This window comes from Streptomyces triticagri, from assembly GCF_003429565.1.
GTDB lineage: Bacteria > Actinomycetota > Actinomycetes > Streptomycetales > Streptomycetaceae > Streptomyces > Streptomyces triticagri.
Map to the genome: position 1 here is coordinate 1 of NZ_QUAK01000035.1, position 11,457 is coordinate 11,457.

6 protein-coding genes and 2 pseudogenes are annotated in these 11,457 nt (G+C 71.7%); 6 read left to right on the forward strand and 2 right to left on the reverse strand.

All coding sequences use genetic code 11. The features are described 5' to 3' along the window. Positions 1–423: 423 nt before the first annotated feature. The 6 genes and pseudogenes from DY218_RS07200 to DY218_RS07225 form a co-directional block, all read left to right on the forward strand. Positions 424–1,787, forward strand: a pseudogene (locus DY218_RS07200) (MinD/ParA family ATP-binding protein); the annotation flags it as partial. A gap of 303 nt (positions 1,788–2,090) precedes the next feature. Beyond that, complete coding sequence (locus tag DY218_RS07205) at positions 2,091–3,956, forward strand: ABC transporter substrate-binding protein (protein WP_128555071.1); 1,866 nt, start codon at positions 2,091–2,093, stop codon at positions 3,954–3,956. A gap of 3 nt (positions 3,957–3,959) precedes the next feature. Beyond that, positions 3,960–5,033, forward strand: a complete 1,074-nt coding sequence (locus DY218_RS07210; protein WP_128555072.1) for an ABC transporter permease — start codon at positions 3,960–3,962, stop codon at positions 5,031–5,033. Beyond that, positions 5,030–5,986, forward strand: coding sequence for an ABC transporter permease (locus tag DY218_RS07215; protein ID WP_128555073.1), 957 nt, complete (start codon positions 5,030–5,032; stop codon positions 5,984–5,986). The genes DY218_RS07210 and DY218_RS07215 overlap by 4 nt, the downstream gene beginning before the upstream one ends. After that, complete coding sequence (locus DY218_RS07220; RefSeq protein WP_407703574.1) at positions 5,932–6,960, forward strand: ABC transporter ATP-binding protein; 1,029 nt, start codon at positions 5,932–5,934, stop codon at positions 6,958–6,960. Before DY218_RS07215 ends, DY218_RS07220 begins: the two co-directional genes overlap by 55 nt. Before the next feature lie 97 nt (positions 6,961–7,057). Continuing rightward, the gene (locus DY218_RS07225) at positions 7,058–8,041 is read left to right on the forward strand and encodes an ABC transporter ATP-binding protein (protein WP_128555075.1); all 984 of its coding nucleotides are present in this window, start codon (positions 7,058–7,060) and stop codon (positions 8,039–8,041) included. A gap of 23 nt (positions 8,042–8,064) precedes the next feature. Here DY218_RS07225 and DY218_RS07230 read toward each other — a convergent pair whose 3' ends face one another. Both DY218_RS07230 and DY218_RS07235 read right to left on the reverse strand, forming a co-directional pair. Further along, complete coding sequence (locus tag DY218_RS07230) at positions 8,065–9,021, reverse strand: bifunctional riboflavin kinase/FAD synthetase (RefSeq protein WP_128555076.1); 957 nt, start codon at positions 9,019–9,021, stop codon at positions 8,065–8,067. A 122-nt stretch (positions 9,022–9,143) separates the two neighbouring features. Further along, positions 9,144–11,457: pseudogene (locus tag DY218_RS07235) on the reverse strand (serine protease); the annotation flags it as partial.

The following is an 11,457-nucleotide window of genomic DNA, read 5'->3' on the forward strand; positions in this document are numbered from 1 at the left end:
CGGCGCTGCCGCCCCCGTTCCGCCGCCCGCCCCGTACCCCGCGCCGGCCGCCGGACAGCCGGCCCCGCCGCCCGGTTTCCCGCCAGCCCCGGCCTCCGCACACGACTCGGGCTCAGCGGCACCCGCCGCGCCCGCCGCACCCGCACCCTCGCCCGCCAACCCGACACCCGCGCCTCACCAGGCCCCGGGGCCCAGCCTCCCTGCCCAGCAGGGCGGTCAGCCCTCCCCGCACACACCGCCCCCCGGAGACGCCCCCGGTTACGGCTTCCCCCAGCCGGGCACCCCGGCCGGCCCCACCCCCAATCTGCCGGCCCCCCTCCCGCAGCAGCAGCAACCCCAGCACCCCGAAGCAGCACAGCCCCAGCCCCACCCCCAGGCCCCGCCCAACACCCCGGGCGCCTACGCCTACCCCCCGGCCGCGGNCCCGCGCCGGAGCCGCCTGGCCGCAGCCGATCACCCACGACCAGCGGGACCGTCAGGTGCCGGGCGCGCCGATCGGGTACACCGCATCGGTCGAGCTGTCGTCCGACCGGCTGATCGGCAAGAAGCAGAAGACGAAGAGCAGTCGTTCCCCGAGCGGCGCTTCGCGCTTCAAGTTCGGCGGCAAGAAGGAGGAGGCGGAGCGGCAGCGGCGGCTCGAGCTGATCCGTACGCCGGTGCTGTCCTGCTATCGGATCGCGGTCATCTCGCTCAAGGGCGGCGTGGGCAAGACGACCACCACGACCGCGCTCGGCGCGACGCTCGCCACCGAACGCCAGGACAAGATCCTCGCCGTGGACGCCAACCCGGACGCCGGTACGCTCGGTCGCCGGGTGCGCAGGGAGACCGGTGCGACCATCCGCGACCTGGTGCAGGCGATCCCGCACCTCAACTCGTACATGGACATCAGGCGGTTCACCTCGCAGGCGCCGTCCGGCCTGGAGATCATCGCCAACGACGTGGACCCGGCGGTCTCGACGACGTTCAACGACGAGGACTACCGGCGCGCGATCGACGTGCTCGGCAAGCAGTACCCGATCATCCTCACCGACTCCGGCACCGGGCTGCTCTACAGCGCGATGCGCGGAGTCCTGGATCTCGCCGACCAGTTGATCATCATCTCGACGCCTTCGGTGGACGGCGCGAGCAGTGCGAGCACCACGCTCGACTGGCTGTCGGCGCACGGATACGCGGACCTGGTGTCGCGTTCCCTGACGGTCATCTCGGGTGTCCGCGACACCGGGAAGATGGTCAAGGTCGACGACATCGTCAGCCACTTCAAGACGCGCTGCCGCGATGTCGTCGTCATTCCGTTCGACGAGCACCTCTCGGCGGGTGCCGAGGTCGATCTGGACATGATGCGGCCCAAGGTGCGCGAGGCGTACTTCAATCTGTCGGCCCTGGTCGCCGAGGACTTCGCGCGGCATCAGCAGGAGCAGGGCCTGTGGACGCAGAGCAGCGGCAGCGTCCCGCCGACCGTGGCGCCTCCGCTGCCGGGGCAGCCACTCCCGCAGCAGCAGCCGGGACAGCCGTACGCCCCGCAGCAGCCGTACGCCCAACAGCCCCCGTACGGCACGGGCCAGCCGCCACAGCCGGGTCAACCGCAGCCAGGACAGCCGCAGCCGGCCCGGCCGCAGCCCCCGGCCCAGCCGTACCCGCAGCACCCCAGCCCGGCGCTCCCGCCCGGTCAACCCCCGTACCCGGGCGGCCAGTCACAGGAACCGGGACAGGCCGGACAACCCGACCACGGCCTGCACGGACCGGTCCCCCCGGGAGGTGTGCCGCCGGGCGGCCAGGGTGGCCAGTGAGGAGGGGGTGGCCGGCCGTCGGCCACTCCCCCGCCGTCACCCTTTCAGGGGACTAAACCAATGAGGGCTCATGCCGGGAAAACGGCGTGGGCCCTCACGCGTTCCCGCAGGCCACACCGTGTTCACCTACCGTTGACATGTCTAAACCACCGCTGATAGACACTCACACCATCCACGCCCAACGGCGCAGCACGATCCGCCCAGATCCACAGTGGTTCCGTTTCACCAGTCGTATTCGTCCTGCCCTTCCTGCACGCCGTTCCGGGCGAGCAGCGACGAGCACCGATCCGAGGTCAACGCCCCATGGATAAAAGAGATCTACACGCCAGACCGGTTCGAGCGCGCCGTCGCCTGCGGCTGCTGCTCGCCTCGGGCGCCGCGGCCTTCACGCTGACCGCCGGGCTCGCCACACCCCTGAACCCGGCCCCGCAGCAGGCGCAGGCCAAGGACGACAAGTCGACTCTGACGGTCGCGGTGGCGCAGAGCGTCGACTCGTTGAGCCCGTTCGTGGCGCAGCGGTTGATCAGCACCAGCGTGCACCGGCTGATGTACGACTTCCTCACCAACTACGACGCCGAGACGGGCAAGGCGATCCCCGGTCTGGCCACCGAGTGGAAGACGTCCAAGGACAAGCTGACCTGGACGTACAAGATCCGGGACAACTCCAAGTGGTCGGACGGCAAGCAGGCCACCGCCGAGGACGCCGCCTGGACCTACAACCAGCTGATGACCAAGGAGGGTTCGGCCCTCCAGAACGCCAACTTCGTCGCCAACTTCAAGAAGGTCACCGCCCCGAGCCCCACCGAGCTGGTCGTCGAGCTGAAGAAGCCGCAGGCCACCATGACGGCGCTCGACATCCCGATCGTGCCCAAGCACCTCTGGGAGAAGGAGGGTGACCTGGCGAAGTTCAACAACGACAAGAAGTTCCCGATCGTCGGCAACGGCCCCTTCGTCGTCACCGACTACAAGGTCGACAGTTATGTGAAGCTCAAGGCCAACAAGGACTTCTGGCGCGGCGCGCCCAAGTTCGACGAACTGGTCTTCCGCTACTACAAGGACCAGGACGCCGCGGTCGCCGCCCTGCGCAAGGGCGAGGTCTCCTTCGTCGCGGGCAGCCCGAGCCTCACTCCGGCGCAGGCCGCCTCGCTGAAGAAGACCGACGACATCAAGGTCAACGACGCCCCGGGCCGCCGCTTCTTCGCGATCGCGGTCAATCCGGGTGCGCGGACCCAGGACGGCGAGAAGTTCGGCGACGGGCATCCCTCGCTGCACGACCAGAAGGTGCGTCAGGCGCTGTTCACCTCGGTGGACCGCAAGACGATCATCGACAAGGTCTTCCAGGGGTACGCGGAGGAGGGCGCCGGCTACATCCCGCCGCGCTTCAAGGACTACTTCTGGAAGCCCGGCGCCGACCAGGAGATGTCGTACGACCCGAAGAAGGCGGCCCAACTCCTCGATGACGCGGGCTACAAGAAGAACGGCGACGGCAAGCGCGTCGGCAAGGACGGCAAGCCGCTCGAGTACCGCATGCTGTGCCACGCCACCGACCCGAACGACAAGGCGATCGGCAAGTACCTCAAGGAGTGGTGGGGCGACCTCGGCATCGGCCTGAAGGTCGACTGCATGGACAACGTCACGGACCCCTGGTACGCGGGCGAGTACGACCTGGCCTTCGACGGCTGGTCGGTCAACCCCGACCCGGACTTCGTCCTGGGGATCCACACCTGCGCCGCGCTCCCCGCCAAGCCGAAGGAGACGGCGTCGACCGACAACTTCATCTGCGACAAGAAGTTCGACGACCTGTACCAGCAGCAGCTGGCCGAGTACGACCCGGCCAAGCGGGCGGACATCGTCAAGGAGATGCAGTCCCAGCTGTACGACAGCGGGTACATGAACGTCATGGCGTACCCGAACGCGGTCGAGGCCTATCGCACCGACCAGATCAAGTCCATCACCACGATGCCCAAGAGCGCGGGCAACATCTACGGTCAGGACGGCTACTGGAGCTGGTGGTCGGCGGTGCCGGCGGACGGCTCGGAGAGCTCCGGTGACAGCGGCGGCAGCTCCACCGGCGTCGTCGTCGGCATCGTGGTCGCGGCCGTGGTGCTCGCCGGAGGCGGCTTCCTGATCGCCCGGCGCCGCCGCTCCACGGCGGAAGAGCGCGAATAGTCCATGGCATCGGAAAGCACCACTGCACGTGATCAGGACGCGGTGCCCGACGGTCCGGCCGAGGCCGGGCCGTCGGCCCGCGGGCCCCGCTCCCGGTCGACCTCCGGGTATCTGCGGTATGTGGCGGGCAAGTTGGCCGGCGCGGCCGTGTCCCTGTTCGCCGTGCTCGTCACGAGTTTCTTCCTCTTCCGGCTGATTCCCGGCGACCCGGTCAAGGCGATGACCGGCGGGCGGCAGGTCAGCAGTGAGCAGATCCGCGCGATGCGCGAGGAGTTCGGGCTCGATCTGCCGATGTGGCAGCAGTTCACGGACTACTGCGGCAAGGCGCTCACCGGCGATCTGGGCACGTCGTACCAGTTCAAGGCTCCGGTGGTGGACAAGATCAGCGAGGCCCTGCCGGCCACGCTGCTGCTGACCGGCACGGCATTCGTCCTGTACACCCTGATCGGCATCTGGCTGGGCTCGCGCTCGGCCTGGCGGCACGGGCGCTTCGGGGACCGGTTCAACACGGCGTTCGCGCTGACGCTTTACTCGGTGCCGTCGTTCTGGCTCGGACTGCTGCTGATCATCGTCCTGTCGGTGGGCATCGGCCCGATCCCGGGCATGTTCCCGACCGGCGGCATGGAGTCGGGCGGCGAGAGCGGCTTCGGGTACGTCATCGATGTCGCGCACCATCTGATCCTGCCGGTGATCACGCTGGTCGCCGTCGAGTACGCGCGCACGCTCCTGGTCATGCGCTCCTCGCTGCTCGACGAGATGGGCAGCGACTATCTGACGACGGCCCGCGCCAAGGGCCTCAGGGACGACGAGGTCCGCACCAAGCACGCGGTGCCGAACGCCCTGCTGCCCACGGTGACCCTGCTCTTCGTGAATCTGGGGAACACGGTGGCCGGCGCGATCCTGGTGGAGACCGTCTTCTCCTGGCCGGGGCTCGGCGGGCTCTTCTACCAGGCGCTGAGCGTGCCCGATCTGCCGCTCGTGCAGGGCCTGTTCTTCGTGTTCGCCGCCGCGGTGATCCTGATGAACACGCTGGCCGACCTGATCTATCCGCTGCTCGATCCCCGGGTGGGCCGATGAAGACCGACCGTACGAAACCCTCGGCCGAGGCACCGGCCGGCGAGACGGCGAAGTCCGCCGCGACCAGCGCCCGGAGTGTGGCCTGGGCACGGCGCAGGCGGGCGGCGGCCCAGTTCTGGCGGCAGTACCGCGGTCACCGCTCCGGCCTCGCCGGCCTGGTGATCCTCGTCCTGATCGCGGTGCTGGCGCTCGCGGCGCCGCTGATCACCGGCTCGGACGCGCAGAGCGTCACGGACGCGCCCGGCACTCCGCTGGAGGAGCCGAGCGGTGAATTCCCGCTCGGTACCGACCAGTTCGGCCGCAATCTGCTCGCCCTGCTGCTGTGGGGCGCACGGGTGTCGCTGACCGTCGGGCTGCTCGCGGCGTTCCTGACGGTGGCCATCGGCACGCTCGTCGGGATCACCGCGGGGCACTTCGGCGGCTGGTACTCGACGGTGATCATGCGGATCACGGACTGGTTCCTGGTGATGCCGACCCTGGTGCTCGCGATCGCGCTCGCCACCGTGATGGACAAGTCGATCTGGACCACGGTCATCGCGATCGGCGTCACCGCCTGGCCCACCACGGCCCGTCTCGTACGCGCCCAGACGCTTGCGGTCGAGTCCCGGCCGTACATCGAGCGGGCCACCGCGCTCGGCGGCGGCCACCGGCACATCATGGGCCGTCATGTGCTGCCCAATGTGATGCCGCTCGTGCTCGCCCAGACCACCCTGGTGATCTCGCAGGCGATTCTGACCGAGGCCACGCTGGCCTTCCTCGGGCTCGGCGACCCGATGATCGTCTCCTGGGGCGGACTGCTCCAGGACGCCCGCGAGGCGGGTGCGGTCAGCTCGGGTGCCTGGTGGTACCTGGCGCCTCCCGGACTGGCCATCGCCGTCGTCGCCCTCGCGTTCACCCTGTGCGGACGCACCATCGAATCCGTACTCAACCCCAAGCTGGGGGTGACCCGTTGAGCCTCCTGGACATCAGGAATCTCGAAGTGACCTACGCCTCGGGGGCGGCCGCCGTCCGCGGCGTCGACCTGTCCCTCGAAGCCGGCCAGAAGCTCGGTATCGCCGGCGAGTCCGGCTGCGGCAAGTCGACCCTGGCGCTCGCGCTCCTTCGCCTGCTGCCCGCCGGCACCCGGATCACCGGCGAGGTGCTGCTTGACGGCGAGGACGTGCTGACCATGAAGTGGGGGCGGCTGCGCGCGGTGCGCTGGGCCGGGGCGTCGATCGTCTTCCAGGGCGCGATGCACTCGCTCAACGCGGTGCACCGCATCGGCGACCAGATCGCCGAGCCCATGCTCATCCACCGCACGGCGACCCCGACGGCCGCGAAGAAGCGGGTCGGCGAGCTCCTGGAGCAGGTCGGCCTGCCCGCCGCACGCGCCCAGGCCTATCCGCACGAACTCTCCGGCGGCCAGCGCCAGCGCGTCATGATCGCCATGGCGCTCGCCTGCGACCCGAGCCTGATCGTCGCGGACGAGCCGACCACCGCGCTCGACGTCATGATCCAGGCCCAGATCCTGCGCCTGATCGAGCAGTTGGTGTCGGACAAGGGTCTCGGCCTGGTGATGATCAGTCACGACCTTGCGGTCCTCGCCGACACCTGCGACCGGCTCGCGGTGATGTACGCGGGCCGCGTCGTCGAGGAGGGACCGGCCTCCCAGGTCTACGAGGACGCCGAGCACCCGTACGGAAAGGCGCTGTCCGGCGCCTTCCCGCGGATCGGCGACCCGGCCTCCCGGCGGGCGCCGCGCGGCCTCGCCGGCGACCCGCCGGATCCCTCCGCGCTGCCGGGCGGCTGTACGTTCCACCCGCGGTGCCCGGTCGCCCTGGACATCTGCGCCACCGAGGACCAGGAGCTGCGCTCGGCGTCGCCCGGGCGGCGGGCCGCCTGCGTCCATGTGGGCGCCTCGGCGGCCGTGGTCGAGCAGACGCGATGAGGGGCGGGCCCCTTGGCAGACGAAAGGCACGCCTCATGAGACCGGCACCCGCCGACAAGTACGCGCGACGCAGCGGGCGTCCGCCGAGGAGCACACGATGAACGATTCCCCCCTGCTCAGCGCCGAGGGACTGCACATCACCTTCCCCGGCCGCCGGGGCGCGCCCGAGGCCCGCGCGGTCGACGGGGTCGATCTCGACATCGCGCCGGGCGAGATCGTCGCCCTGGTCGGCGAGTCCGGCTGCGGCAAGACGACGCTGGCCCGCTCGCTGCTCGGGCTCGTCAAGCCGACCGAGGGTGCCGTGTCCTTCGACGGCAGCCCGCTGCGGTACGAGGGGCGCGCACTGAAGGCGTACCGCAAGCGCGTGCAGCTGGTCCTGCAGGACCCGAGCGGCTCGCTCAATCCTCGGCACACGGTGTACGAGGCGGTCGCCGAGGGGCTGCGCATCCACGGGTACGCGGGCGACGAGCGCGCGAAGGTCACCGAGGCGCTGTCCCGGGCCGGACTGCGGCCGCCCGAGCGCTTCTTCCTGCGGTACCCGCACGAGCTGTCCGGTGGGCAGCGGCAGCGTGTGGTGATCGCCGGTGCGCTCGTGCTCGATCCCGAACTCATCGTGGCCGACGAGCCGGTGGCGTCCCTCGACGCCTCGGTCCGCGGCGAGATCCTGGCGCTGCTGCTCGGCCTGCGCGCGGAACTCGGCCTCTCGGCGCTGGTCGTCACCCACGACCTCGGTCTCGCCTGGAACATCGCGGACCGGGTGGCGGTGATGTACCTGGGCCGGATCGTCGAGACGGGCTCCGTGGAGGAGGTCCTGACATCACCTCGACACCCGTACACCCAGGCCCTGTTGTCCGTACTTCCGGAGGCCGGGGGCGAGCCGGTGGTGCTCGCCGGTGAGCCGCCGGACCCGACCCGGATCCCGTCGGGCTGCCGCTTCCACGCGCGGTGCCAGGTCCTTGCGTCCGGCGAGGCGGAGCGGGCGGGCGTGGCGGACGCCTGCCGCGGGGAGGACCTGGCGGTCCTCGGCGGCACGGGGGCGACCCGGGTCGCCTGTCACTGGGCCACGGCTTCAGGTCGCTGACCTGGCCGGGCGCAAAGATGTCCTCAATCGCCGGACGGGCTTGAAGAGGTCAGCTCCCGGCACCGCTTGACGTCCTCAGCCATCGCCTCGAGCAGCTGCTCGACGGAGTCGAACTTCAACTGCCCCCGCACGAAGGCGAGAAAGTCCACGGCCACGTGCAGCCCGTACAGATCAAGACCGACCCGGTCGATCGCGTACGCCTCGACCGTCCGCTCCGTCCCGTCGAACTGCGGATTCGTCCCGACCGAGATCGCCGCCGGCATCGCCTCGCCGGCCACGTCGAGCCACCCCGCGTACACCCCGTCCGCGGGGATCGCCGTGTGCGGCAGGGTCTCCACATTGGCCGTGGGGAAGCCCAGTTCACGCCCGCGCTGCGCCCCGCGCACCACCACGCCCTCGACCCGGTGCGGCCGCCCGAGGATCTCCGCGGCACCGGCCACGTCGCCCTCGGCGACCAGGCGGCGCGTCAGGGTCGACGAGAACGGCTCACCGCCGCCCGCTTCGCCGGTCACCCGGAGGTCGTTGACCTCGACCTCGTAGTCGTACGTCGCACCGAGCTCGGTCAGGAGCGCGACATTGCCCGCGGCCCGGTGCCCGAAGCGGAAGTTGGGACCCTCGACGACCACGCGCGCGTGCAGCTTGTCCACCAGGACCTTGACCACGAAGTCGGCGGGCGACAGCTTCGAGAACTCCGCCGTGAACGGCAGGATCAACAGCGCGTCGACACCGAGGTCCGCCATCAGCTCCGCCCGGCGATGGTGCGGCGCGAGCAGCGGCGGATGGCTCCCCGGGCGCACGACCTCGCTCGGGTGCGGATCGAAGGTGACGACGACCGAGGGGATGCCGAGCTCTCGGGCCCGCTCCACGGTCCGCCCGATGATCAGCTGGTGACCGCGGTGCACCCCGTCGTAGGAACCGATGGTGACGACGCTGCGCCCCCAGTCCTCGGGGATGTCCTCCAAGCCTCGCCAGCGCTGCACGGTGTTTGCTCCTCGCCGAACCTGTGTACGTCCTGTTGGTTGCGTTGCGCAGCTCCAAGGGTGCCATGCCGGGCCCGGGCCGCTCGCATCGGCCGGGCCTTGCGGGCAGCAAGCCACCCAGGTCACACGACGGCGGGCCGCCCTGCGACGCCGCCGGCAACCACGGCCGGGGTCTCCTCGGCACCCGCCAGATTCACGATCGTGCGGCGGGCGCTCGGGCCGACCAGGGCGGCCCACTCCTGCGGGGCGTCCGCGATCCACTGCGCGACGGTCCGTGCCAGGTCGGCGTCCCCGCGCGCGAGGTCGACGAGCCGCCGGTCGAAGCGGCCCGCCCCCTCGGGCGTACGGACGAGGAGCCGGCCGGTGCGCCGTACGAGAGCGCAGGTCGCGGCGGGCGACCGGCCCGCGCGGCGCGCGGCGAGTACGCACAGGACCACGTCGAGGACGACGGGATCCTGCTCCGTGCCGAGCAGCAGCTCGAGCAGCTCACCGCGCAGCTCCCCGGAGACGGGCGTGCCCGGATCCGCGAGCACCCCGGCCAGTGCGGCCCTGATCCGTACCGGGCCGCCGCGGATCAGTCCGGACACCAGCGGATGCAGCACCACGCGCGCGTGGGGGCCCTGTTCGAGACCGGCGTCGATGTACGCGGCGGCCTCGCCCGCGGCCTCGGGCCGTGCCGCGAGGAAGTCCTGGACCAGGACGGCGACCCGGCGGGCCGGTGAGTGCGTGGTCACCCCGGCCAGGGTCCGCAGGAGGTCTCCCGGTACCGGACCCGGCTCGGCGAGTCGGCGGCGGAAGGCCGCCAGGACCTCGTCCGGGTGGGTGGGCAGCGCGGCGGCGATCGCCCCGGCCGTGACCTGCGGATCTCCTGCCTCGAACCGGGTGAGCGCGAGCTCGAGGTAGCGGTCCCGGCTCACGGGGTCGCGGACCAGCAGGGCAAGCGCCGAGCCGTGCAGCGTGCAGTCCGCCGGGCGGGCGAGCAGCGCCAGGGCCGCGTACCGCAGGAGGCTGTGGTCGGCCTCGCTCCTGGCGCGCGGCGCCGCCCGCACGCCGTACGCGGCGGCGGCCACCCGGCGCTCGGGGCGTTCGTCGTGGGCCCAGCGGTCGACGGCGCGGCACATCGCAGACGGTTCGTCCTCGGCGAGTGCGCCGAGCAGTTCGTCACCGAGCGGGTGCGCGCAGCCGACGAGCGCCTCCGTCAGGTCGTCGATGGCGCCGTGCCGGTGCGTGTGCAGCAGGGCCTGCGCGGCGCGTGCGACGGTCGCCTCCGGCGCGGACCTGAGCGCCCGCCGATCCCCGAACCACCCGGTCAGCAACGGCTGTACGACCCGGGGCTCGTCCCGCAGCCACTCCGCGACCCCGTCGAGATACCGCTGCTCGCCCCGACCGCTCTCCGCCACCACCAGACACCGGAACAACTCCATCCGCGCCTCCGCTGGCAGCGCGAGACCTCGCCAGAACCATGCCCCGAACACGTCGAAGGCCCGCGACCGACCGACACTCCGTAGGGCCCTGTCCTCCCCGGCCGGGTGGTGATCCCCGGCCTTCTCGGACGCCGGTGACGAGGCCTGCCACCTCGTCTCCGCGGACGACACGGCTTGTGCGACGTGGACCGGGTGACCGCCCGGCACCGACGGCACAGCACCTGCAGCGCTCGGAGCCGCCGGAACCGCTCCGGCCGCATCGCCCCACGACGACACCGCCGACGCCCCGGCCCGGGATGCGGGGCCGTGCGCCGCGAAGCCCCACCCGGCTCCCGCATCGCCGTGGGCCGCTCCTCCAGCTGCCGCGTTTCCTGCACCCGCACCGGCCGTGGCCGCGCCCGCTGCTCCGTCCCCGGCACCGCCGGAGCCGCTCGGCTCTTCGCCCAGCGTCCCCACGCCGTGGTCGGCCGGCCGTTCGTCGCCCCTCCTCCCGGGGGCCTCGGCAGCCGTCGCCGCCCGACTCGCCGCCGGAGCCGGGTCTGCGACGGCAACTCCCGCAGGGCCCGTACCGGAAGAGGCCCTCCGCTGCGCCTCCGTGGCGCCGATGCAGTCCACGAGACGGCGGAGCACGTCGGCGTACGGCTCGGCGTCGGGCACCCGGGTGAGCACCTCGGCAGTCAACTGCGAGGCCCACCACACCGCGTCGGCCACGGCCTCGTCGCGTACGGACGGCCCGTCCGCGGCGTCCGCCGCCGTCGTGCGCTGCCGCGTCGCCTCGAGGCGCTCGAAGTACTGGCATACGCGGATCAACTCCGTGAGGCGGCGGGTCAGTTCGGCAGTCCCGCGCTGCCGGCCGAGGCGCAGCAGCGCCTGCACCACGGGGCCGATCCGATACCGCGGCACGGGCGGTCCACCGCGCGCTCCCGAGGCTGCTGCCTGCGGCGGCTGCGCCGCGTCCCGTGCGCCCGACCGCGTCGCGCGCGTGCCCGCCGCCGGGACGCCCGCTTGCGCC

Excerpts from the sequence above, each read along its gene's own strand:
- DY218_RS07225 (WP_128555075.1), top strand. The coding sequence starts at position 7,058 with ATGAACGATTCCCCCCTGCTCAGCGCCGAGGGACTGCACATCACCTTC.
- DY218_RS07205 (WP_128555071.1), top strand. The coding sequence starts at position 2,091 with ATGGATAAAAGAGATCTACACGCCAGACCGGTTCGAGCGCGCCGTCGC.
- DY218_RS07210 (WP_128555072.1), top strand. The coding sequence starts at position 3,960 with ATGGCATCGGAAAGCACCACTGCACGTGATCAGGACGCGGTGCCCGAC.
- DY218_RS07215 (WP_128555073.1), top strand. The coding sequence starts at position 5,030 with ATGAAGACCGACCGTACGAAACCCTCGGCCGAGGCACCGGCCGGCGAG.